Source organism: Siphonobacter curvatus, from assembly GCF_002943425.1.
GTDB classification, from domain to species: Bacteria; Bacteroidota; Bacteroidia; order Cytophagales; family Spirosomataceae; genus Siphonobacter; species Siphonobacter curvatus.
Genome location: NZ_PTRA01000006.1, coordinates 306,302 through 331,174, shown reverse-complemented (window position 1 = coordinate 331,174; position 24,873 = coordinate 306,302). Strand labels below are relative to the sequence as shown.

The 24,873-nt window shown below is 50.1% G+C and carries 18 protein-coding genes; 8 read left to right on the top strand and 10 right to left on the bottom strand.

The features are described 5' to 3' along the window. The first annotated feature begins 173 nt into the window (after window positions 1–173). From C5O19_RS22825 to C5O19_RS22815, 3 genes are all read left to right on the top strand, one after another. The gene (locus tag C5O19_RS22825; RefSeq protein WP_243406484.1) at window positions 174–791 is read left to right on the top strand and encodes a TetR/AcrR family transcriptional regulator; all 618 of its coding nucleotides are present in this window, start codon (window positions 174–176) and stop codon (window positions 789–791) included. 66 nt (window positions 792–857) lie between these two features. Then, on the top strand, window positions 858–1,298 hold the full coding sequence (locus C5O19_RS22820; protein ID WP_317046527.1) for a hypothetical protein: 441 nt from the start codon (window positions 858–860) through the stop codon (window positions 1,296–1,298). 2 nt (window positions 1,299–1,300) lie between these two features. Continuing rightward, window positions 1,301–1,615: a DUF3817 domain-containing protein gene (locus C5O19_RS22815; RefSeq protein WP_104715697.1), complete on the top strand. Its 315-nt coding sequence runs from the start codon at window positions 1,301–1,303 to the stop codon at window positions 1,613–1,615. Between the two features lie 52 nt (window positions 1,616–1,667). On the opposite strand, the gene C5O19_RS22810 is transcribed toward C5O19_RS22815, so the two are convergent. After that, window positions 1,668–2,087 carry a response regulator gene (locus C5O19_RS22810; RefSeq protein ID WP_104715696.1) on the bottom strand — a complete coding sequence of 140 codons (420 nt, stop codon included), beginning with the start codon at window positions 2,085–2,087 and terminating at the stop codon, window positions 1,668–1,670. A gap of 293 nt (window positions 2,088–2,380) precedes the next feature. Between C5O19_RS22810 and C5O19_RS22805 the strand changes: the two genes are divergently transcribed. Then, window positions 2,381–3,562: a sensor histidine kinase gene (locus tag C5O19_RS22805; protein WP_133163437.1), complete on the top strand. Its 1,182-nt coding sequence runs from the start codon at window positions 2,381–2,383 to the stop codon at window positions 3,560–3,562. A 5-nt stretch (window positions 3,563–3,567) separates the two neighbouring features. On the opposite strand, the gene C5O19_RS22800 is transcribed toward C5O19_RS22805, so the two are convergent. The 9 genes from C5O19_RS22800 to C5O19_RS22760 form a co-directional block, all read right to left on the bottom strand. Continuing rightward, window positions 3,568–5,649: an alpha-galactosidase gene (locus tag C5O19_RS22800; protein ID WP_104715694.1), complete on the bottom strand. Its 2,082-nt coding sequence runs from the start codon at window positions 5,647–5,649 to the stop codon at window positions 3,568–3,570. Between the two features lie 43 nt (window positions 5,650–5,692). Further along, window positions 5,693–7,138 (bottom strand): RagB/SusD family nutrient uptake outer membrane protein, encoded by a 1,446-nt coding sequence (locus C5O19_RS22795; protein ID WP_104715693.1) that lies wholly within the window; start codon window positions 7,136–7,138, stop codon window positions 5,693–5,695. A 21-nt stretch (window positions 7,139–7,159) separates the two neighbouring features. Next, a complete protein-coding gene (locus C5O19_RS22790) occupies window positions 7,160–10,639 on the bottom strand; it encodes a SusC/RagA family TonB-linked outer membrane protein (protein ID WP_104715692.1) in 3,480 nt (1,159 codons plus the stop codon). A gap of 210 nt (window positions 10,640–10,849) precedes the next feature. After that, window positions 10,850–11,917, bottom strand: a complete 1,068-nt coding sequence (locus tag C5O19_RS22785) for a FecR family protein (protein ID WP_104715691.1) — start codon at window positions 11,915–11,917, stop codon at window positions 10,850–10,852. A 93-nt stretch (window positions 11,918–12,010) separates the two neighbouring features. Next, a complete protein-coding gene (locus tag C5O19_RS22780; RefSeq protein ID WP_104715690.1) occupies window positions 12,011–12,598 on the bottom strand; it encodes an RNA polymerase sigma factor in 588 nt (195 codons plus the stop codon). 243 nt (window positions 12,599–12,841) lie between these two features. Beyond that, complete coding sequence (locus tag C5O19_RS22775; protein WP_207766523.1) at window positions 12,842–15,157, bottom strand: S9 family peptidase; 2,316 nt, start codon at window positions 15,155–15,157, stop codon at window positions 12,842–12,844. A 286-nt stretch (window positions 15,158–15,443) separates the two neighbouring features. After that, a complete protein-coding gene (locus tag C5O19_RS22770) occupies window positions 15,444–15,662 on the bottom strand; it encodes a DUF4287 domain-containing protein (RefSeq protein ID WP_104715689.1) in 219 nt (72 codons plus the stop codon). Between the two features lie 101 nt (window positions 15,663–15,763). Beyond that, window positions 15,764–16,654 (bottom strand): helix-turn-helix domain-containing protein, encoded by an 891-nt coding sequence (locus tag C5O19_RS22765; RefSeq protein ID WP_104715688.1) that lies wholly within the window; start codon window positions 16,652–16,654, stop codon window positions 15,764–15,766. A 215-nt stretch (window positions 16,655–16,869) separates the two neighbouring features. Next, window positions 16,870–17,691: an SDR family NAD(P)-dependent oxidoreductase gene (locus C5O19_RS22760; RefSeq protein WP_104715687.1), complete on the bottom strand. Its 822-nt coding sequence runs from the start codon at window positions 17,689–17,691 to the stop codon at window positions 16,870–16,872. A 228-nt stretch (window positions 17,692–17,919) separates the two neighbouring features. Here C5O19_RS22760 and C5O19_RS22755 point away from each other — a divergent pair, with 228 nt between their 5' ends. The 4 genes from C5O19_RS22755 to C5O19_RS22740 all read left to right on the top strand — a co-directional run bounded on the left by C5O19_RS22755 (window position 17,920) and on the right by C5O19_RS22740 (window position 24,743). Further along, entirely contained in the window at window positions 17,920–19,014 is a 1,095-nt protein-coding gene (locus tag C5O19_RS22755) for a serine hydrolase domain-containing protein (RefSeq protein WP_243406483.1), read from the top strand. 167 nt (window positions 19,015–19,181) lie between these two features. Continuing rightward, window positions 19,182–22,430, top strand: coding sequence for a SusC/RagA family TonB-linked outer membrane protein (locus C5O19_RS22750; protein ID WP_104715686.1), 3,249 nt, complete (start codon window positions 19,182–19,184; stop codon window positions 22,428–22,430). Between the two features lie 22 nt (window positions 22,431–22,452). Further along, window positions 22,453–24,015 carry a SusD/RagB family nutrient-binding outer membrane lipoprotein gene (locus C5O19_RS22745; protein ID WP_104715685.1) on the top strand — a complete coding sequence of 521 codons (1,563 nt, stop codon included), beginning with the start codon at window positions 22,453–22,455 and terminating at the stop codon, window positions 24,013–24,015. 149 nt (window positions 24,016–24,164) lie between these two features. Next, complete coding sequence (locus C5O19_RS22740) at window positions 24,165–24,743, top strand: helix-turn-helix domain-containing protein (RefSeq protein WP_243406482.1); 579 nt, start codon at window positions 24,165–24,167, stop codon at window positions 24,741–24,743. Window positions 24,744–24,873: the final 130 nt, after the last annotated feature.

Genomic DNA, 24,873 nt, shown 5'->3' with positions numbered 1-24,873 from the left:
GTGGAACGAATACCCCTGCGTACAGGAAGACATTCGTTCATAAAAACAGAAAATACACGTGCCAGTCTATACGCTTTAAAAATCAGCGACAAGGCCGGGTCATTTTCAAGCTTAGAAAAGGTTAGGCTGAACCATTTTTTCTCAAGCGTTTGGTAGAATGCAAGCCGACCTGTATGTTTGCAAAACATACTAACTGGTATTTTATGTCAAAAGCGGCTACTACTCGTTTGATGATCTTGCAGAAGGCTTTTGAACTGATGTATCGAAGGGGATACCAGGCTACCAGCATCGACGATATCATTGCTACGACACAAGTAACGAAGGGGGCTTTTTACTACCATTTCAAGAATAAGGATGAAATGGGCCTAGCCGTCATTGCGGAAGTAATGGTACCGGCCATGCAACAGGCGATGGTTGAAGCCTTACGAAATTCGACGGATCCGGTGGAGGATTTGTATGCGGTCGTGTATCGTCTGCTATTACAGGATCCTTTCTTCGAAGTGCAGTATGGTTGTCCAGCAGTCAACTTTATTGATGAAATGGCCGTATTAAACACGGCTTTTCAAAAGGCACTGGCCGGACTCGTTCAGCAATGGGATCAGGCGATTCAGGAAGCTCTGCGACAGGGCCAAAACCGACAGATCATTCGCGATGAAGTCAACCCCGCTCAGGTAGCCTCCTTTATCATTACCGGTTATAGTGGCGTACGGAACTTGGGTAAAATTCTGGGAAGATCATCGTATCTGGTGTATCTGAAAGAACTGAAAAGTTACTTACAAACGTTACGCTAATTTTTTATTAAAAACATACCAATCAGTATTTATTTTTCTCCCCTTATGTACCCTACCTTACTTTTTTTGCATTCCATTTTTCGATGGCTGGTTCTGCTAAGTCTGATCTACGCGTTGGTTCGGGCTATTCAAGGGTATCGTTCCGGACGCGTTTTTACGAAAACCGATGATTCCGTACGCCACTGGACGGCGACCATCGCCCACGTACAACTCCTGATCGGAATCATCCTGTATACACAAAGCCCTTTGGTATCTTATTACTTTGGTACTTCCCGCAAGGAAGCACTAGCCGAGCCTTTCTTTTTCAGCATTATTCACATCGCTCTGATGTTGTTGGCGGTTGTGGGTATTACGCTAGGATCTTCCATGGCCAAACGTAAGCCCACCGCTAACGGTAAGTTCCTTACGCAGATCGTGTGGTTCTCGCTGGCCTTGCTACTGATTTTCGTAGCCATTCCCTGGCCCTTTTCTCCCCTGGCCACTCGTCCTTATTTTAGACCCTATTAACCATGCAAAATCTGCTCAGTACCAGCGTTGGCCGCCTTCGGATTCTAGGCTTTCTGGAAGGTGTATCTCTTTTAGTCTTGGTGTTTGTCGCCGTACCTCTCAAGTATTACGGACAAAACCCGGCCTTATCTAAACTCGTCGGGCCTATCCACGGCGGCTTGTTTTTACTCTTTGTGATCAATACCCTCAGTGTGGGCGTAGAGCAGAATTGGCGATTCAAAACTACTACCTGGAAAGTACTCTTAGCCTGCGTAGTGCCCTTTGGAACCTTTTATATTGATCGGTATATCCTGAGTCGGATACCCATGAAATCCTAGTAACGTCGGTTCCCGTTCGCCGGAGTATTCGCTACGGCGAACGGGGTTAAAATTAGTCCCATTCACGGATTACGTCATTCGACCGCCAGAACGTAGGCAGATCCTGCCAGAGTTCGATGGCACTCGCATAATCATCGGGTTTATCCATAAAACCCTGTACTCCGCGAGCGTAAGCTCGATCCACGAGTTTGTCCGTACCATGCATCGAAAACATGAGTACGGGAATTCCCTTCCAGGATTCACTCTTTTTGAGCTGATCCAGCAATTGTAAACCATTAATACCGGGAAGCTCGTAATCCAACAGAATGAGATTAGGAGATTCATCATGTAGGTACAAAAGAGCGTTTTCCGCTGAATCTGCAAAGATATAATCGCAGGAGATGCGACTTTTTTCGTGCCCTAACGCTAATAAGGACTGATACTCTTTGTTGTCTTCCACAATCAATACTACTTGTTTGTCCTTTCGTTTCATCTCAGGGCTTTTCGTCGGCGTATAGCATTTCAAACATGCTGTTTGAACCCCAAAAGGCTGGAAATGTTTTATATTCTGCTTCGGAAAGGGGATATTACTGTAATCTTTCTAGCCAACCTCCTGAGGATTAGAACACTAATGCGTATCTTTATTTTAAGATTGTAATAAAATTGCTTCACCAGCTCAGCCGAGTGATTTGACTTACGGTAAGAAATGCACAGGTACGCATGAGAAGTAGTGTCGGCCATTCATTACCCGGTATATTGCAGTGATTCAATGATCTTTGAACCGGTATGACTATGGAATCTCTGGCTGCTTATCTGATTGCTCAACGAAGGGTTTTACTTGAGCAGTGGCAGGCCTGGTGCGATGCAAATCTGTTTAGCTCCCGGAACGATTCCCATACAGTATTTCAAAATCGGATCCCCGAATTACTAGACCGTTTACTTGAACAACCTATAGCCCGGGATACTTACAAGATAGCGGCTCAGCACGGTTCGCAACGCTACCAACAGGGATATTCCCTGGGAGGCTTACTTCGGGAAATGGCGTACATCCGAAAAGCTACCGGGTGTACCATCCGGGCGTATGGGCAGCGTTATGCAACACCCGTAGACGATGTATACGAACAAACGAGTACCTTTTGGGAGGAAGTAACCGGGGCGGTTGTTGAGCAGTTTACGGCAAAACAGACCGAAACACAACAGCAACAGACGCAAGCGGTCCAGCAAACGCTCAACCGCTTGTACCAACTAGAACAGGAACGTCATGAACTGATGCGGATAACCACCCATGACCTACGCGGTAGCTTAGGCATGGTAGAAGGAGCGGCTGCACTGATCAGCCAGCCGGACCTTACTCCTGAACAACGGCAACAGATTTTACAAATCCTGCACCGAAATTTAGAAAATGTTCATGGGCTGGTCGAAGATATAACGGACTTGGCCCGCCTTAAAACCTTAAAAGAAATACCGGAAACCTTTGATGTGGCGGCCCTGCTCCAACACATCATCGAAAAAACCAAACCCCAGGCTCTGGCCCGGGGTTTAACACTCCTGGCTAACGGAGCGGAGTATTTGTCGGTAATGAATGACGCCCATCAGACGGAGCGATTGATTCAGACGCTATTGGTATACCTGATTCGTCAAACCCCGGAAGGATCGCAGCGAGCGGGTAAGATTATGGTATCTTGGGATACCCGCAATGACTCGGTCTGGGTGGTTACGATTCAGGATACGAATCCAGTTCAACCCCTGAAAGTGGCTCAATTACAACGACTTTCCCAGGAATTAACGCAGCAAGAAAACAAGGGTACCAAACAAAACCTTAGCGAAAACCTATCCTTGTTTTTAATCAAACACCTAAGCCAATCCATCGGAGCCAGCCTGTACGTAGAGCCGCTTGCAGATGGCAGCATACGGTACGAAATCCATTTTACGGGAATCATTTCAAGTATAGTCGAGATGACTGCCTGAAACGTCTAAGGAATTTTTTCGTAGCGGTACCAGCTAAAACTACGGGGTGTAGGTAACTGAAAGGCGACTTTAGCCTCTGTCCCCACTTGCGTACGAAAACTCTTGCCTTCGCCAGCCAGTAGGGTGAACGAGTAACGCCCCGGAGAAAGCTTCATCAATGAAAAAATACCTTGGCTTTGCGGATGATCTTCCCTGAAAACCAGTACATAGCCCACATTCGGCGAATCGAGCAGGGATTGAAAACCCGTCCAGCTCGTACCCGTCGGCGTATCGCCCACCGGGAAGATGGCACCCCGGTGCCAGTCATGACTGTGTTTTCGGTAAATACCGATCAATTCTGACAGTTTAAAAGCCTCCTCGGGTAAATTGCGAGCTTCCATCCAGGCCAGCGGCTGTCCGGGCATGGTTAGTGCAAAGAGGTAGTCGAAGGAATACCGACTCGGACTATACGGGTCGTCTTTGGGGTATTTATCCGTGTTTCGCCACTTGTTTAGAAATTCAATTTGCAGGCGTTGCGGGGGTACGTACCGCGAAAGCATCCATAAATTTCGCAGCGTATAGTGAGGATAGTAATTAGCCCAGTCGGTGTATCGATTTTCCAGAAACAGATTTCCGTATTCGTAAAAATAGTGATAGCCAAACCGCCGTCCTGCGGTCACATCGAGGTTAAACAAGGCCTTTCCCTGCGTAACCTGCATGACGGTATCGAGCATGTGGCGAAAATTAAGTTCCGCCTGCTTGTCGGCAATCCGGACGCCATCAATCTTCCACATGTGAATGCCGTAAGTGCGGTACTGATCGATGAGTACCGACGCGTCTTTATCCCAGTACTTAAAGCTGCTGTCTATGCTCGGATTAAACCAAGTCGAAAGGGAAATTCCGGCTTTCTCGGCATCCTGCCGGAGTGACGTAAAACCGTTGGGAAATTTAGCGGGGTCGGGTCGCCAGTAATCCGGCTTTTGCCAGATGTTCGTAAAACTGCCCCCTTGGAAGGCCGAGTTAGCACTCTTGCCCTGTTGCCAGCCATCGTCCAGCTGAAAATGCGTAATGCCCAGCCGGGCGGCTCGTTTCAATTCCTGCCGTACGAAGGATTCGTTAATATTTTTATCCTGTCCGCGGTCGCCCCAGGTATTGAGCAGAATCATTTCATCCGCGGGCGACTGCCGAAGTTGACGCTGATACGAACGAAGAGCCAGCAGGGCTCCGGTTTCCGTGCCATCACTAATGCCGAGTACTACGCTGTAACCCCGTATCCAGGCATCGGGACGTAGATCCTGCGGTGCAATACCCAATCCAGCCACCTTCACTTCGTTGGTTTTCAGGGTAAAATCAAAACCCGGATACGCCAATTGTACGCCGGATACGGGAGCCTCTTTCAGAAAAAACCAGCCCGCCGGTTGACCGACTTCCTGGAAGAACAGCAGGTTGCCACGTAAGCGTACTTCCTGACGATAGGCCAGGCGAGGATACTCCTGCACGAGGGTATTATTCTGATCCGTTGCATCGAAGAACTCGACCGCCTTAGCCTGTACGTGCAGACTCGGTAGCGTCAATCGATCCAGGAAAGCAGCCTGGGCCTGTCCGGCCTGTTGGGCCGCCTGCGATTCGATGTTTCGCAGGTCATAGGCCGCGGTTTCGCTCCGCTGCTCGGTTACCGATAGACGACCCCTGAGGTGATAATCGCAGGCAATGGCCGGGCAATCCGGATAAATCCGGAAGACGCGTTTGAGCCACAAGTCTCCCAGGGGTGTCAGTACTTCTGCCTGTACATACGCTGGTGTAGTAGCCGTAGCCGCGACGGTTTTACGGGTAAAACTTCCTGGAACCGAAGCCGAAACCGTAGTATTCGGGAAAGAAAAATCCGGTTGCTGACTGTTCAGATTCCAGCGTTTGTTCCGGGCTTTGTCGATGACGGCCACTGTACGTAACTGTCCCTGATTGAACAGATACAGCCGTTCGATGAAGGCATTCCCCAATCGTAACGTATCACCCACCAACTCAACCCGGCAGGAAGTCAGCGATGATTGAGCGGAGGCTATCAGAGAAACCAGTACTAAACCTAGACTAAGTCGAATGCGTAAGCTCATAAAACTAAGAAAGCCGGGCAGGTTCACTGCCCGGCCTATTTAATTAATACCCCGGATTTTGTTTGATTTTGTCGCGATTGATGTCAATCTGAGCCTGCGGAACCGGAAAAACGAGATTGTTTTCCGTCAGCGTATTCACCAGTCGAATTTGATCTTTCTTACTGTTGATCACCGAAATGGCCCGTCCTGTCCGTACCAAATCAAACCAGCGGTGCCCTTCAAAGGCCAGTTCTACGCGTCGCTCCTGTTCAATGGCCAGCCGGAAGGCCGCCTGATCGGGAACATCAGCGGTGGTTTTAGCTTTTAATCCGGCCCGCGTACGAATCCGATTGAGATAGGTGAGGGCTTCGGGCTGGTAGGAAACCTCGTTCAGAGCCTCCGCGTACATTAACAAAACGTCGGCGTAACGAATCAGCGGGATGTTGTTGCCATTATCGCCGCGGGTAACGGGTACGTCGTAATACTTTTTGACAAAGTTTGCCGGAATAGTCTGACCGCTGGCGTTTACGTAAGAAGTCGCCAGCGATACGTCTTTCCGGACATCACCCGCTTCGTAAGCGGCAATCAGATCGGCCGAGGGCTGGTTATTTCCCGAACCGCCAAAGGCAATGACCGCATTACCAGAGTTTTCCGGAGCAAAGTCATTGGGCCAGGGATTACCCTCTCCGGCTCCGCCCGATTTATACTGCACATCGAAGACGGACTCTTTGTTGTTCTTATTACTCACCTTAAACACATCGGCATACGAAGGTAGGAGGTCATAGACATTCAAATCGATCACTTCTTTCAGTTTAGACGCCGCTGGTGCGTACTTCCGCTGCGTCAGATAGACCTTTCCCAGAAGTGCTTTGGCGGCTCCCCGGGTAACCCGACCCAGGTCGGCAGCCGCGTACGAAACGGGTAATACGCCTTCGGCTTCGCTCAGGTCTTTTTCAATCTGGGCGTACACTTCGGTTCGAGGCGAACGGCCATAGGCATAGCCTTCATCCGGCGTAGTCATCGATTTGAGTACCAGCGGTACATCGCCGAACGTCCGAACCAGATTGAAGTACACGTGAGCCCGTAAGGCTTTTACCTCGGCGATGTAGCGACCCTTCAGCGACTCGTCCATACTGACAGCGTTGATGCGATCAAGAATGGTATTGTACCGGGCAATGGCGTTGTAACTGTCATTCCAGCGGCCATTGATGAAAGGATTGGTTGTACGGATGTAAAAACGATCGAACTCATCCTGATCCGTGACGGAACCCGAAGCGGGCGGTACCGTATTGTCCGAAGCTACCTCGCCAAATACGTAACTGTTGCCCGTAATGCCACCCATTTGCAGAGAAGCATAGGCACCGTTAACCGCGATACGAAAATCTTCGGCGGTCCGGTAAAAATTATCGGTGCTAGCCGAGGAAATGGGTTGTAAATCGATAAAAGAATTCTGGCAGGAAGTAGCTAATAAACCAAGAGCCAGCGTAGTATAAACAAGCGATGCTTTCATAAGGTCGGTTTGAGAGATCCGTTAAAAACCAAGGTTAAGGCCGATCGTAACCGTACGAGCCAATGGGTAGTAGCCGTAATCGACCCCACCCGTGAGCGGTCCTTCGTAGTTGCTCACTTCAGGGTTGTAGTTGAGGTACTTGGTCCAGGTGTGCAGGTTCTGACCCGAAACGTACAGACGAGCCTGTTCCAGACCAATCCGGTCGAGCCAGGGTTTGGGTAACTGATAGCCGATACTCACGTTTTGGATGCGGAGGTACGAACCATCCTCCACCCAGCGGGAGGATACGGCGTTGTTATTCCCCGTGGTACGGGCATTGGCCCGGGGCGTCAAGCCATTACCGGGATCATTTGGTGAACGCCAGCGGGAGAGGACCGTCGTAATCTGGTTCGCATTGCCTTCCAGGTTTTCAAAAAACCGCCGACTCAGGTTCAGTACCTGACCGCCCTGCGTTCCCTGCAAGGCAATACTCAGGTCAAAGCCTTTGTAACTAAAAGTGTTGGTCAGGCTGTAAATGAAGTCGGGCTGGTTGTTGCCGATCAGGGTACGGTCATCCGCCGTGATTTTCCCGTCCTTGTTTACATCTTCATACTTCACGTCGCCGGGCCGGGACGTTGCATCGTGGGGATAGGCGTCCAGATCGGCCTGATTGTTGAAGATACCGATTTGTCGGTAGCCATAGAAGCTGCCAATGGGAGACCCGATCTGCGTAATGTTGGTTTCGCCGATGCCGCTGGAGCTTTTAATGGGGTCACCCGTGGGCCCGAGAGCCAGTACTTTATTTCGGTTAAAGGAAACGTTGGCACTGGTATTCCAGGTCAGGCTTCCCGTTAAATTCCGGGTATTCAGCCCAAATTCCCAGCCCTTGTTTTCCATCTTGCCGATGTTCTTGGTAGCCGTCGTAAAACCGGACACGGAGGGTACGTTTACGGAAAGCAGCAGATCGCGGGTGATACGCTGGTAGTAGTCCACCACCAGATAAATCCGGTTCGAGAAGATACCCAGATCCAGTCCGGCGTCCAACTGCTGGTTTTTCTCCCAGCCTAGCTGCGTATTGGCCAGCGAAGCCGGAACCAGCCCATTCACCAGGTTATTGTTGAAGGAATAATTGTCCGAGTTCAGCGTAGCCACGTACGGGTAGAAATTGTTGAAGGCGTTGTTTCCAGAAAGACCGTAACTCAGGCGAAGCTTGGCTTCCGAAAGCTGCGAGACGTTCTTGAGGAAATTTTCCTGGTTGATCCGCCAGGCCAGCGAAGCCGCCGGAAACGTTCCCCAGCGATTTTGCGAACCAAAAATGGACGAACCATCGCGACGCACCGACACGTTGGCCAGGTACTTGCCCATGTAACTATAGTTGACGCGAGCAAAGTAGGAAATCGAAGCATTCTGCCGGGCACTAGAACTCACCCGAGACGTGGCTCCGCCCGCACTGGCGTTCAGCGTTTCGACCAGATCATTCGCGTAGGCACTCGCCGAACCGTCGCTGTTTTCGTAGTTCAGTCGCGTTGATTCCATCCCTACCAGTAGGTCCAGACTGTGTACTTCCCGGAACGTTTTGTTGTAGTTGACAATCTGGTTGAACAGCCAGCTGATGCTTTGATCCGAGGCAATGGTACCCACGGCCAGGTTGGGCGGCAGTAGCTGATTCAGGGGAATACGCGAGGTACGGTAGGCGTTGCGACGGTATCCTGAATACGTAAGGTTCGCCGAGGCCCGGTACTTCAGATCCTTCAGAAAGGCGTATTCCAGGTAGGAATTTCCGAGCAGGTTAGTCTGGGTATAGCGACTATTGTACTCATTAATATTGGCCACCGGATTGGTAATTCCGGGATAGTTGTAAGGAGCAGCCAGGGCCGTCTGCGAGGAGTAGGTGATGCCATCTGCTGCATAAATCGGAGCAAAGGGCATGGCTGACAGGGCGGAGTTGATGATCCCGTTATCGGCCCAGTGACCGTTCGACTGTACTTCCTGCTGGCTCTTGTACGAAGGGTTCAGGGTTAAGCCTACCTTTAGTTTGGGCGTTACGCTGACGTCCACATTCGCCCGAATGGTATAGCGATCCAGGCTTGATTTCTTGATGATGCCGTCCTGACTCAAGTAGCCGCCACTCACCAGATACCGCACTTTGTCCGTACCCCCCGACACACTGAGCTGGTAATTGCTGATGCGGGCCTTTCGGAAAATCAGATCCTGGTAGCGGTAATCCGGCAAGGCCGCCACAGCAGCCGGATCATCAAAGTTGAGCCAGGGGAATATTTCACCGCGGGGATAACGGTAGCGTAAGTACGAAGAAGGTCGGGCTGGATTGGGGTCATTGATTGAGGCTCCGGGCACATTGTCGAGGTAGGCATTGTTGGAGGCTTCCTTGCCAAATTCGGCAAATTGCTGGGAGGTTAACACGTCCAGCTTTTTCGTTACTTCCTGAACCCCCGTGAAGACGTCCAGATTCAATCGGGTTTTACCAACTTTTCCCCCTTTAGTGGTCACCAGAATAACCCCGTTGGACCCTTTTGAACCGTAGATAGCAGCCGAAGACGCGTCTTTAAGTACGTCGATGCTTTCGATGTCATTGCTATTGAGCAGACTAAACACGTTAGGATCTACAATGTTGCCATCGACTACGATCAGGGGCGTATTACCCGCCGAAATGGAGCCGAAGCCGCGAACTTTGATGGCGGGCGTACTGCCAGGTGTTCCGTTGTTCTGCTGGACGATCACGCCCGCAATTTTGCCCTGTAAGGCCGTCGCTGCGTTGGAAACGGGCATGTCTTTCAGCTCATTCATGGGTACAGAAGCAATGGCTGCCGTCACATCCGCCCGCCGAACGGTTCCGTACCCAACCACGACTACTTCCGAAAGGGAGGTTTCGTCATTGAGCAACTGTACGCTTAGTTGGGTTTGAGAACCCACGGGAATTTCCTGCGATTTATAACCCACGAAGCTAAACAGCAGTACCGCCGATTCATCTGGTACAGCCAGTCGGAAGCTGCCCTGCGGATCGGTTACGGTTCCCCGCTGGGTACCTTTCAGCAGTACACTCACGCCCGGAATGGCTTCCCCCTTTTCATCGGTTACGGTTCCCGTGATCGTCCGGTCGGCCGTAGTTTCAAAAGGCTGGTTTGGATTGGATGTAGAGGACTGGGGCGTCTGCTTCCGTAGCACAATATACTGACCAGAAACCTGGTAGCTAATGTGCAGCGGCGTAAGCAGGCGATCGAGTACCACGTCGAGGCGTTCGTGCTTGGCTTTCAGCGTTACTTTGTTTTCAACCGCAATCACCTGAGGTACGTAGGTAAACTTGATTCGAGCCGCCCGGGATAGTTCATTCAAAACTGCCTTCAGGTCCTGGTTTTCGACGTTTAAAGATACGGGCTGATGCAGTACTTCCTGAGCCAAACCGCTGCGAGCCAGCGAAATACCGGCGAAAGTCACCAGCAGCAGTAAAGGCAGCCCGGTACGCTTGAGGCACTGATACAAAAAGAGAGTCCAACGATTATTCATGCGGAATAGAGGTTTAATGGTTATCGAGAAAGGCATACTGATCACAGGCACCTGCCGGTAAGGAAGGGCCAAGAATCGAACGAGTGCGGACTTAGCAGAGTCGGAGTTTAATAAGAACGGATTCCGATTAAGTGGTTGTAAGCCAGGAGTGAAATAGCATCATTAGGTTTTGTTTAGAGCGTTCAACAAGGAGTAATAAAGAGAGTTCATTCAACAGCCTTTGGCCGTAATAATGATCTGATTCCCCCAGACTTCGTAGGTAGCCCCGAGCGTCTGACAGATCAGATCCAGTTTCTTAAAAAAGGGTTCGTTGCCCAGCGGAGCCGTTAGTCGGCAATGATTCAACAGATCGGTATTATAGGTAATGGTTACTCCGTAAGAAGTCTCCAGTGTATGGAAGACCTGAGCTATGGGCGTTTCTTCAAATACGAAGGATTGCGTCCCCTCCGGCGATTTGAGTAACATCGGTGCCCGAACGACGCTCTTGGTCAGTTGCTGACTACTCGTATCAAAGTACACCTGCTGATTGGCCGTTAAGAAAAGCGGATGGTCTGAACTGTGAAGTGCGTACACGGCTACTTTTCCACTACGAACCGTTACCTGCACGTTCTGATTTTGCGGCGGGGCTGTAATCCGAAAACTGGTGCCGACGACTTTGGTAATCAAATTTTTAGCAAATACATAAAACGGCTGATTCGGATTTTTAGCGACTTTAAAGAAGCCCTCACCCGTTAAATACACTTCCCGCTTCTCCGAAGCAAAGCGACGCGGATACCGAATCTGGCTTTGGGGCGAAAGCATGACCGTACTGCCATCGTTGAGTTGTACTGTCATCAACTGTTGAGTCGTATTGATTCGATGAATCCAGGCCGAACGTTCGGTACTTCTGTTATTGCTGAGTTGCTCCGAAGTTGGAGTCTGCGTACGACTGTACCAAAGTCCGCCCAAGCTTACACATACTAAAATTACGGCAGCGGCCCACCACACGTAATTACGGCGGTGCGATACAGAAATTTGCACCGGATACGCTTCTGGTTGCGTTTGCTGCTGGATGACTTGCCACATCCGCTCACCCTGTTCGGCACTAGGTCGCGTCTGCGTTTGGTCGAGTGCTGTCAAAAAAGCACGGGCCGAATGGATGGCCTGCTTTTGTTCGGGATGATTCCGGAGAAATTCCTGCCAAAACGCATCCGTTTCAGCCGTGGGCGACTGAATACTTTGGCGAAAAAAGTCGTCTTCAATAAATGCTTCAGCAGTAAAGGTAGCGTAGCTAGGCATAGGCCGGATCGAACAACGCAGGATCGGTTTTCCTTCGTTCAATAACCAAGAGCAGCCCGCTAGCCAAGTGTCCCCTCGAAAACAGAAATTTTTTTAGTAAGCCCAGAAAACTAGTAATAAACCAGCCATTAGGCTCATCAGTGCCGTCATGACGGGCAGATGGCCCCGGAGTTGGGTAAGGGCTTTGTAAAGCGTATTGCGGACTGCTTTTTCCGTAATACCCATGATCAGAGCAATTTCTTCGGTTTTGAAGTTTTCGTAGTACCGAAGCGTAATGACTTCCCGTTGCCGGGTGGGCAAATTTTGAAGCAAAGCGGTCAGCCTCCGGATCAGCAGGGCTTCCTGTTCGTGATCGATCCAAGAGGCTTCCATTGCTGGTTCTACCGCATCAAAAGTAAAAGGCAGCTGATTTTTTTCCTTTTCGGACAAACGATGAATACTGCGACGAAGCGATCTGAACAGATAAAATTTCACCGAATCGGCCGCTGAAAGATTCTCCCGCATTCGCCAAAGATCAATGAACAAATCCTGAACGGCATCTTCTACCAAGGTTACTTGAGGGAAGAGTTTATAACCGTAGCTGTACAAGATGGAATAGTATCGCTCGTAAAGTTGAGCAAAGGCCGAACGATCGCCCTGTCGGAGCAAATGCCAGAGTGTATCGTCGGAGATAGGTTCCATAGGTGCGGTCGATTAAAGCTATAAAGTACGCTAAATTATCCTATCGATTGTCTGTATAATTATATTTTTCTTTAATTAAAGCCTTTAAATTTTCATTAATAGTAAGAGGTCCAAAGAAGAAACGTACCCTGGTATTCTTCTGAAAAATAATAAGTTAGACAAAAAGCTAGCCTGACTTTGGGGTACGTATAAACAAAATACCCGCCAGACTATCCAGCGGGTATTTTGTTTAATTTCGAACGCTTAATCTACATTTCTGGGGTCCGTACCATTTTTGATAAGGTACTCTTTGGGAGGATTCAGGCCCAGCAAATGCTGCACGAAATAGTCCCAACGCCGCCGCATCATGTAATTCGTATAGGCCCCAAAGCCGTGACGGCTGTTGGGAAAAATCACCAGATCATAATCTTTGTTGGCTTTTTCCAGGGCTTCCACCACCAGCAGAGTATTGTAGGGTGGAACGTTGTCGTCCATCATGCCGTGGGCCAGCATCAGTTTACCTTTGAGGTTTTTGGCGTGAACCTGATTCGCCTGAGCTTCGTAGTTCGAAACGCCTTTGGCGTTCTTGGTCTCCAAACCAATGTACCGCTCGCCCCAGTCGTCTTCGTAGTTCCGATTGTCGTGATTCCCCGATTCGGAAATACCCACCTTAAAGAAGTCGGGGTATACAAACATCGCACAAGCCGTAGCAAAGCCACCGCCCGAATGCCCCCAAATGCCTACGCGGCTGGTATCCATGTAGGTACGCACCGCCGCAAGCTGTTTGATGGCTGCAATCTGATCGGGCAACGTGTTATCGGCCATGTTACCGTAGCTCATATCGTGGAAACGCTTGGACCGTAGCGGATTGCTGGTACCTTCGAGTTCTACCACAATAAAACCTAACTCGGCCAGAGCTTGATTATCCCGTCGCGAAGCCGTAAACGAGAAGTTCCGTACACTACCGCCCTGAGGGCCGGGATAGATGTAATCAATAACCGGATATTTTTTCGTGGAATCGAGCTTGGTTGGGGTGTACAGAAGTCCGTACACATCCGTTTTGCCGTCGTGTGCTTTGACGGAGAAAGGAATGGGCGGTTTCCAGCCCGTTGCCTGCAGGCGGCTTAGGTCCGTTTTTTCCAGCGTTGCTACGAGCTTACCCGTATTTGAACGAAGTACCATAATTGGAGGTACATCTGGTTCTGAATACGTATCGACCAAATAAGCTCCCGAAGGCGAGAGGGTCGTCAGGTGTTTACCCCGTTCGGGCGTGAGTAACGTCAGCTTCTTGCCATCCAGACCGATTTTATAGAGGTGCGAATAGTACGGATTGCCGGGTTCTTTGCCATTGGCCATGAAATAGATGACCCGGTTTTTCTCATCCACACTCAGTACATCGGTCACCAGCCATTCGCCTTTGGTAATCTGCTGTTTGAGCTGTCCGCTGGTGGCATCGTAGAGGTACAGATGGCCCCAGTCGTCCCGCTCGGAGTACCAGATGATTTCGTTAGTTTTGGGTAAGTACCGCCAGCTGATGCCTTCGTGGCCGGACTCAAACTGCGTAGCAGACGTTTCCTGGAAAATTTCCCGAACCTGTCCCGTCGTTGCATCGGCCAGGCGAATTTTTTCCTGCTTGTGATCGCGGGAGGTGGACACGAAAAGCAGTTGCGTAGCATCGTCATTCCAGGCCACATCACTGAGTTTACCCATGGATGAAATGTCGTCGCCTAGCGTAGAGCGGTGCGGATCCGGGGCTACCTGTAAGCGAATGACTTTCGGATTTTCAACCTCGATGACGACGCGGTGTAGCATTGCTACGGTACTATCACCGGGGAGTGGATATTTCCACTGTTCCAGCGTGGGATGACCTACGTTGGTGGTGGCTAAGTACATTTCACCCACCTTGCGTTCGTCTTGCTGAAAGGTGGCGATTTTTTTGGAATCGGGGGACCAGAGCAGGATGGCCCGGTCGCTGTGTTTCCAGCCCGCGTTATCGGTGGCGTAACCAAAATCTTTGACGCCATCGGTCGTCAGCTGGGTAAGCTGATTCGTCGCCAGATCCCGTACCCAGAGGTTGTAATCTTTAATGAATGCCGCTTTTTTGCCATCGGGGGAAAGGGACTCATTACGGCGGGCTTTCGCCTTCTCTTTCGCGGGGGTAAGCTGACCGCTGGTTAGATCGTATTGCCAGGATTTACCACCGGACGCAAACAGAATCGCTTTTTCGTCGGGCGTGAACGTTACTTCCTGAAACGGCAATCGTTGGGCCGTATACGTTTTGCCCGTGGCGGAAGACAACGCCTCCGCGACTTTCTGATGATTGAACGCTGGTAAACGCGTCGCCTTGGCTGGATCGACCAGAATGAATTCACTGCCTTGGGGCGTAAGGGTGCGGTAAACGAAGCGGTCTTTTACCAACCATACGGGTCGACTGGCGGTATGATCAATGTACTGCTGTGTGGTGGAGGCCAGCATACGCTCGGCCCGGGCGTAATCCTGGGCCGATAGGGAAGGGGTTTGCTGAGCCCACACCGTACCCGTCAATACAGTTGAAAGCACAAATGTACTCCAAGCGTTCATGGGAAAGGGGTCTGGTTAAGGATGCTTTACATGGGAAAATGATCGTGTAAAATACGGCATTTTCAGCACATCCAGGCCTGATTAATAGACTTGGCCTGAATTAAAATCGACCCTTTCAACGGACGCTTGGATCTTTCATCTACACGACAAGAAGATACGAAGGTCTAAAACCAGTATAGCGATACAGAACAAAACGCTTTGCGAACCCGCTTTTGTACGGACATCGCAGGTACAGAATCCGTCATCTGACCCGTACGCTTACCCAGTAGGAATCTTCATAAAGCGATCACTCGGTCTTCCCCTTAAACGTCGCATAAATCGCCATGGCGTGGCCGTGTCCCAGCTCAAATTCTTCCTTCAGCCAATTCGTGATAGCGGTGGCTTTGACAGCGGGATTAAGGGTACCGTTTAGGATGAAGTTTTTCGCTTTGGCAAGCTTCTTAAAATCTTCCGGAGACTTACCCGTTTTGGCTTTGATATTGTCAAGATACGCTTGGAAGGACATAGGATCTGCGTTTGTTAGAGGTCAAGTAGAAAAGTAATTTGGTAAATAAGACAGTGACCGTACGCTCATGGGGGACATCCCTTACAGCTTGCCCACTGCCCTTAATTCAAGTTCATTTTCTTAAACTCAAAAGGCTTCAAACCCACCTGTTTCTTAAAAAGCCGGGTGAAGTACGAAACGTTTTCGAAACCTAACTGATAGGCCACGGAAGCAATGTTCTGATCCTCGGCCAGCAAGCGGTTTTTCGCTTCAGAAATCAGAAAGAGGTGGATCAAGTCCATGGCGGTTTTGCCCGTTTCCTGCTTGAGCAAATCACTCAGGTAACGCGGAGAAACGTTTAGGGTATCTGCCAGGGCGTTGACCGAGGGAAGCCCCTTTTCCTGCAAAGTCCCCGCTTCCAGATATTGGGTCAAGACCCGGTTGAATTTAGAGATCATTATTCCCGAAAGCTCCGTCCGGTTGATGAACTGCCGTTTATAAAACCGCTGAGCGTACATCAGAATGGAAGCCAGGTGGCTCAGCATAATTTCCCGGCTGTACTCGTCCGGATTATTGGTGTATTCGGTACCGATCTTTTCGTGCAGGCTCCAGATGAGTTCTTCTTCCTTGGGTGAAAGGTGCAGGGCTTCGTTGACCTCGTAATCAAAGAAACCGTACTTCTGGATCGTATGATGCAACTCATGTCCATTCAGAAAATCTTCGTGAATAAAGATCATAAAGCCTTTTTCTTCAAGCTCCAGATCCCGCATTTCAATAATCTGCCGGGGCTTGACGAACATCATCGACCCATTGCTGTGATCGTACTGCGTGCGTCCGTACCGAATCACTCCCGCTTTTAACTTTTTGAAGCCAATCAGGTACGCATCGCTGGTAAACTCCCGGTCGCCCAGCGGACAATCCCGGTTGCAATTCGCCAGACTCAGTAGCGGATGTTCTGGCGGAGGCCAGCCATTCGCCCGGTGCAAGTCACTCAGGGTCTTAAAATGTTTCATAGCATCAAGATATGCCTTTAATGGTCAGTTAGCTAGTGTGAAATTTGAGGTAAATCCTATACCGAAGGCAAACAACCAGAATTCGCTGGCAATGTATAGTTGTTTTTCTGAACTATACATTGCCAAGTCTCCGAAATGCTGACGATTACCTGAGCAAATCAATAAATACCAGCCGTGAAAAAGGTATAGCCCCGCGTTGAGGCTATACGGGTTGATTAGCCATGGGCTTCAACGGCTACTTCATTCCAGGATTTCCAAGTTTCCAGTTTCTCGGCATATATGCGTTGCGTTTTAGCGTAACCAATTTTTCCCAGGAATAGTCGCAGGGGAGGATTTTCGCTGTCTACCAGTTTCGTAATCGCCGCCACCGTTGCTTCGGGTTTGCCGTAATCATCGGCAGTAAGGCCTTCTAACTGGCCCAAACCAGCCTTCAAAGCCTGATAAGCTGGAATTCCCTGACTTTGCACGGCGGAAGCTCCGCCAAAATCGGTCGTATACCCATTGGGTTCAACTAGCGTCACGTGAATTCCAAAGGGCTGTACTTCACTAGCCAATGCCTCGCTGAATCCTTCGACCGCAAATTTGGTCGCATTATAAATACCCAGCGTAGGCAACGACCACACGCCCAGTACGCTGGAAAGCTGAATGATATGACCGCTATTTTGGGCCCGGAAAATGGGCAAAGCGGCTTGCGTTACCCAGAGTGTACCAAAGACGTTGGCTTCAAACACGGCCTTGGTTTCGGCTTCATTCACCTCTTCCACGGCACCCAATAGCCCGTAACCCGCATTATTGATGACTACATCGAGGCTGCCGAAATGGTCTTTGGCCTGATTGACCGCTGCAAAGCTTTGCTCACGATTGGTAATGTCGAGGGCAATAGGAAGAAAGTTACTGCCATACTGATCGGCCAGGTCCTGCAGACCGCTGATGTTACGGGAAGTGGCGGCTACTTTGTCGCCCCGTTTTAAAAATGCTTCGGCCCACAGTTTGCCAAATCCACGTGAGGCTCCGGTAATAAAAATAGTCTTTGCCATGATCTTACTTGTTTTTGCGTTGTTTGGATAGGACAAAGGTACCGGGCTGCTACGGGGGGCGACTAACACATTTCCCGGAAGAACTAGCACAGAATTACGTACGTTTACCGCCGGGAAAAGAGCCAATACGAAGTGTGGACGCATACTAAATCTAGTACAGTAGGTTGCCACATTAGCGGAAGAAATCCAGAAAATGCGTACTTTGGAAAACTGAATCCGCTCTTCCCTATGAAAATCCTGCTTACCTTTTTGTCGCTTAGTTTCCTGTTTAGTTCTTGTCAGAAACGAATGCAAACGGCCGGCGTCGATCAACCGCTGGACGCCTTTTTCCAAACGGCTCCGGATTTTAGTGGTGTAGTGCTGATCGCCGAAAAAGGGAAACCTGTGTACCATCGGGCTTTCGGGTACCAGAATTTTGACACCCGTCAACCCATGACGACAGCGTCGGTCTTTGAACTCGCCTCGCTTTCCAAGCAGTTCACCGCCATGACGATTCTTTTGCTGAAAGAAGCAGGCAAACTACAGTATGACGACCCCATCGAAAACTATTTGCCGGGTTTGCCGTACCCCGGCGTAACCATCCGGCATTTGCTGAATCATACCTCGGGGTTGCCCGATTACCAGGAAGTGATGGACCAGCACTGGGACAAGAGTAAGGTAGCAGGCAATGCGGATAATATCGCGTATTTGATTCAATACCATCCCGAACGCCAGTTTGAGCCCGGTAGTCGCTACGAATACAGCAACACTGGCTATATGCTCCTGGCAAGTATTGTGGAGAAGGTTTCCGGAGAGGATTTCATCGCATTTTCCCGCTCCCGTATCTACCGACCGCTGGGAATGAAGGATACTGACATTCGATCATTGCCCGAAAAAAAGGCTATGGAGCGGATGGCCTGGGGTCATTTGTACGTTCCGGAAAAGAAGCAATACGTTCGGGCGGATTCGTTTCCTCAGTTCAACTACGCCATCTGGCTGGGCAATCGCAAAGGGCCGGGCCGAATGAGTGCGACGACCAACGATTTGCTCCGCTGGGATCGGGCTTTGTATACCACGGAACTGGTCAGTCCCGCCACCTTGCAGGAAGCCTTTTCGCCCGTTCGTCTGAGCAACGATTCACTCTCTAATTACGGATTTGGCTGGAAGATTCAACAGCATCCACACTTGGGTAAAGTGGTTCGCCATAGCGGAGACAATCCCGGTTACAAGAATGAAATTATTCGGTACATCGAGGCCGACAAGACCGTGATTGTACTCTGCAATAATGATCACGAAAAGCTGCCGCAGTTATTACAACTTATTGAGGAAGAATTGGGACGTTAGTAGTCGTAAAGAGCAGCAGATTTATTGGCTTAAAGCCTTCGTTTACATATTCTTAACAATTGAATACTTATATTAATAATTCGTTCATACTGCCTTCAACATTAGCTAAAAGCTGCCACTGACCTTTGCGGGGAGATTACCGAACATTTGTTCCAAACAAACTCCTCATGAAACAGCTTTTACCGAAGCCGCAGCGATCATTGGGTTATCTTTCGTTGCTGACCGCTTTATGGATGGTACTTTTTTCCCTGACTTCCCAGGCTCAGGACCGAACGCTTAGCGGAACCGTACGCGGCCAGGATGACCAGCAGCCCCTGGCTGGTGTGGCCGTACGGGTTAAAAATTCAAATCAGGGGACAACCACCAACGCCGACGGTACCTATCGTCTGGCAGTCCCAGCGAGCAGCGAAACCTTGATTTTCACCTTTGTCGGTTATACGACGCAGGAAGAAGCCATTAGTAGCCGGACTCAAATCGACGTATTACTGGCTACTGATCAGCGATTGCTGGAAGAAGTAGTGGTTACCTCGCTAGGTATTACTAAGGCGAAACGGGACCTTTCCTACGCTACGCAAACGATTAAAGCCCAGGATCTGGTGAAGGCCCGCGAACCGAACCCCGTAAACGCTCTGGTGGGGAAAGTGGCCGGTCTGAACATCGGTGCTAGTGCGGAATTACTGCGGGCTCCGCAGGTACTGTTGCGGGGTGGCCGCCCTTTGTTCGTGGTAGACGGGGTACCCATTGTATCCGATACCTACAACATCAATCCCGATGATATTGAGTCCTATGACGTGATTAAAGGCCCCTCGGGTTCAGCCCTGTACGGATCACGGGCGACGAACGGCGTCATCATCATTACTACCAAAAAAGGCTCGAAAGACAAACGTGGGTTTTCCGTAGAAGTCAATTCGAGTACGATGACGGAAAACGGTTTTCTGGCCATTCCTAAAGTACAGGATGAGTACGGTCCGGGAAACAAAGGAACCTATTCCTTCGTCGATGGTCGCGGTGGTGGACTCAACGACGGCGATTACGACGTCTGGGGACCTAAATTCGAAGGTCAGCTGATTGCCCAGTACGACAGCCCCATCGATCCGCAAACCGGCAAGCGAATCCCTACGCCCTGGGTGGCTCGCGGTAAAGACAACCTGAAGCGTTTTCTGCGTCCGGGCGTCCTGTCTACCAACAGTGTAGCCATTTCGGCAACTTCCGGTAAAACGGATTTACGTTTCGGGATCACCAATCAGTACCAGAAAGGTATGGTGCCGAATACCAGTCTGAATAGTACTACCTTCAGTGCAACGCTGGGTCAGAACATTTCCGACCGCGTTCGTTTTGAGTCGAATTTTAACTTCAGTCGTCAGGCTTCGGCCAATTACCCGGATGTAAATTACGGTCCGAACTCCCTGATTTATAACACCGTGATTTGGGCGGGAGCTGACTGGAATGTCGATGACATGAAGCAACTCTGGCAGCCCGGCAAGGAAGGTATCCAGCAGATTTACGCCGAATACCAACGCTACAACAACCCCTGGTTTGTGGCAAAAGAATGGTTGCGGGGGCACTACAACAATACGTACAATGGCTACGCCCTGATGAAATTCGATCTGCTGAAAAACCTGGAACTACAGGCTCGTACGCAGGTGACAGGTTACGAATTGTTCCGGAATGAAAAAATGCCGTATTCGGCCACCACGTACGGACGGGAGCAAGCGAAGGGAGATTACCGCGAAGACCGCCGTTCCTTATTGGAAAACAATACCGACGTATTGCTGAACTATAACAAAACCTTTGCTCATGGCATCAGCCTGCGGGCTGTGGGTGGTTTTTCGGGACGTTTTTTCCGGTATAACAGCAACTACGCTTCAACGGATTACCTGAGTGTGCCGGGCGTTTATACCTTCGACAACTCCCTGAACCCCACGCGGGCGAACAGCTTCAACTCCCGGATGCAGGTACTGAGTGCCCTGTACAGCGTCGACGTGAACCTGGGTCGTTATGCAACGCTTTCGACGACGGGTCGTTGGGATAAAAACTCTACCTTGCCCTCGGACAAGAACGTATATTTCTACCCGTCAGCCGGGGTGAGCACGGTAGTATCGGATTATGTTCGGACTCCTGCGGCCATTTCTTTTGTGAAATTGCGGGCTTCGTACGCCAACGTAAAAGAGGCCTTTACGCAGCAGAACGTGTATACGGCGTTCTCTCCCCTGGATGGTAGCAACCCCCTGGGTTATGGTCAGACCTTTGCTTCACCCTACGAGGGACCTTCGTACGGAACGACGGTTGCTTATACGATCAGTCGTCCGTACAACAACGAAGCCGCAGCCAGTTATGCCAACGCTCTGGTGGATCCTAACCTGAAACCTTCTTCACGGACGAGTTTTGAAGCGGGTCTGGATGTACGCTTCCTCAAAAACCGGATCGGTCTGGACGTCGCGTACTTCAGCTACCTCGACGGTCCGCGTATTTTTGGCCTGACCCTGCCCGAAGCTACGGGGTATTCTTCCCTGACCACCAACGGAATTAAATCGCAGAAACGCGGTCTAGAAATCGCCCTGACGGGTACGGCCCTGAAAAGTGCCCGTGGTCTGAACTGGGATGTAACGCTGAACTGGAGTACGTTTCAGGAGTACCTGAAAGAAATTTACGGTTCACAAACGCGACTCAACCAGTTTTATAAAGTGGGCGACCGTCTGGATGCCTATTACGGATCGGCCTTTGCCCGTACCCGCGAAGGACAAATCATTAATGACGCAAGCGGACGACCCGTGGTTAATCCCGTGAATCAATTCCTCGGTTATACTAATGCCGACTTTGCTTTCGGGTTCATCAACAAATTCAACTACCGCAATTTCTTCCTGAACGTACAGGTCGATGGTCGCGTAGGGGGCGTAATCGAGGATTACATCCAGAAACAAACCTTCCGGGGCGGTCGTCATATCGAAACGGTACAGGGAAAGATGGGTGAAGCCCGCTACCAGGATTACAAAGGGGTAGCTTCCTGGGTAGGTCCTGGGGTGGTACTGACTAACGGAAACATCCAGTACGATGTGGATGGAAACATCACCAACTTTGAATCGCTGAGTTTCTCACCCATGTCGGACGCCAATAAAACCTACCTTCAGGATTGGATCAGCCGTTACTACAACACCAACGAAGCCAACATGATTAGCCGGAGCTTTGTGAAGCTTCGCGAAGTGACATTCGGGTACCAGATCCCGAGTCAGGTATTACAGGGTCGTTTAGGTTTTGTGAAATCGGCCAGCATTTCGTTCGTAGGTCGTAACCTGCTGTACTGGGCTGAGAAGAAGGACCTTGATGTCGAGCAGTTTGTTAGCTACTCAGATAGGGGATCGAGCCTGCAAACGCCCACTACGCGTCGGTACGGGGTAAACATCAACCTGATTTTTTAACGGATTTCCTAGCAATCACGCAATGAAAAAGATACTCTATAGTCTGGTACTGCTGCTGAGCCTGGGAAGCTGCCAGAAATTCGAAGAACTCGAAAAAAATCCCAACCTGCCCGTACAGGTACCAGCTGATCTAGTACTGAAGGACATCCTGATGGATATGTATGAAGGGACCTGGAACAAGGATGCCCGGTACAATCAGTATTACACCGTCAATTACAACTATTACGGCAACAACGAGTACGACTGGACGACGTCGGATTTGCGGTACACGACGCTGAAAAATGTCCTGAAAATGGAAGAAGAGGCCAAGAAAAACCTCTCGACCGATAAAAATGCGTACGCTGCACTAGGTAAATTTTTCCGGGCCTACTTCTGGTTTTGGATGACCCAGCGGGTGGGCGATGTACCCCTGAAAGACGCCCTGCAGGGAGAAGCGAACATTACACCTCGCTACGATACGCAGAAGGACATCTACCTACAGGTGCTGACCTGGCTGGACGAAGCCAACACGGATTTGGGGAGTTTACAGGCCGCTGGTCAGGCTACGCTACCCCTGAAAGGTGATATTTACCTCAACAACAGCCTGAATTCCTGGCAGAAAGTGGTTAATGCGTTTAAACTTCGCGTACTGATCAACCTGAGTAAGCGTACCGACGATGCCGATTTGAAGGTAAAAACCCGCTTTTCTGAAGTAGTAGCTAATCCTACAAAATTTCCCCTGTTTACGGGTAATGCGGATAACCTGCAGTTTGTGTACAACGCCGTTTACAACAAATATCCCATCAATCCGGATAACTTCGGGAACGACGCGACCCGTCAGGAAATGTCGGCGACGCACGTGGAACTACTGAAACGCTACCAGGATCCGCGTCTGTTCGTAACCGCCGAACCCGCCGAAGCTCAACTCAAAAAAGGAGTGAAAGCCACGGATTTTGCGGCGTTCATAGCTCCGAGTCCGGCGTTGAGTCTGGATGTAATGTCGACGGGAGCCAACAATGGGGAGTACTCCTTCATCAACCGGAATCGCTATTACAAAGGTTACACGCCCGAACCAACGGTTATTCTGGGTTATTCCGAGCAATCGTTCAACATTGCCGAAGCCATTAACCTGGGCTGGGCAACGGGTGATGCCGCCGATTACTACCAGAAAGGCATTCTGGCCAACATGGATTTCTTTGGCATCAAAAATGGAACGAACACCGTAGTTTTTGAAATCCGGAATGCGGGCGTAGCCACGTCACAGTCCTTTACCATCAGCTTCGATCCGACGGCGTACCTGGGCCAGTCGCTGGTGAAGTATGCCGGTAACACTACCGAAGGCCGCAAGCAGATTCTGAATCAGAAATACCTGGCCATGTTCATGACCTCGGGTATCGAACCCTTCTTCAATTGGCGGCGAACGGGCTATCCCGACAACTTCGCTACTCAGGGAGCTGGCATTGGTACACGGGGTATTCCCCGTCGCTGGCAGTATCCGGTTTCGGATCGGTTGTACAACGAAACCAATTACCGCGAAGCTCTGCAACGACAGTTTGGTTCAGCCACGCAGGACAATGTAAAAGATGAACTCTGGGTATTGAAATAAGCCCATCTTGGGGCCTGCTCCACACGGGGCAGGCCCCGTTTATTTTTAAACGTTAGTACGGAATGCCTGACCGGGGTTTTCCAGAAAAGCCAGCAAATGACGTAGAGCTTAGCAAATGAGCCCTATCTTCGAACCTGTCTACCAGTTGAATGATGATTATGGAAGGAGCGTTTTTAGTAGAAGTAAGCCGCCGTATTAAAGAACGAAGAACCAATCAACGCCTTACGGTACAGGAGCTTGCCGATCGGGCAGGCGTTAGTAAAGGGCTGATTTCACAGATCGAAAATGGCCGTAGTATTCCTTCACTGCCGGTATTATTTCAGATCATTCAATCCCTGAATATTGAAGTAGGAGAATTTTTTGAAGATTTAAAACTTAGCGAACCGGTCGTACTGGTTCAGAAGAAAGATTCCTTCGAGGCCTTTGAAAAGGAAGATGCCCACGGCTTTCAGTACCAACGCATTTTAACCCGGAGTATGGCCGCCTCGACCGTCGATGTCGTGCTGCTGGAACTGGCTCCGCATTCGCAACGCGAAGAAGTGAGAACCGAAGCTTTTGAGCTGAAATACATTTTGAGAGGCCAGGTTGATTACCTCATCAACGGGCAGTCGTATCTCCTGGAAGCGGGGGATGCTCTGTTTTTCGATGGCCGCCTACCCCACCTGCCCCGTAATACCGGCCGGCAATCCTGCCAGATGTTGATTGTGTACTTCTTTGATCAGCGGTAACTCAGGTACGAAAAGAGATTCACTGGTTAGTACCCCTTAGCCGAGCCATTGTAGCTTTTCTAGGGATTGGTACATCAAACATAAAAAGACTCCCAAGCCAATAGCCTGGGAGTCTTTTTATGTTTGATGT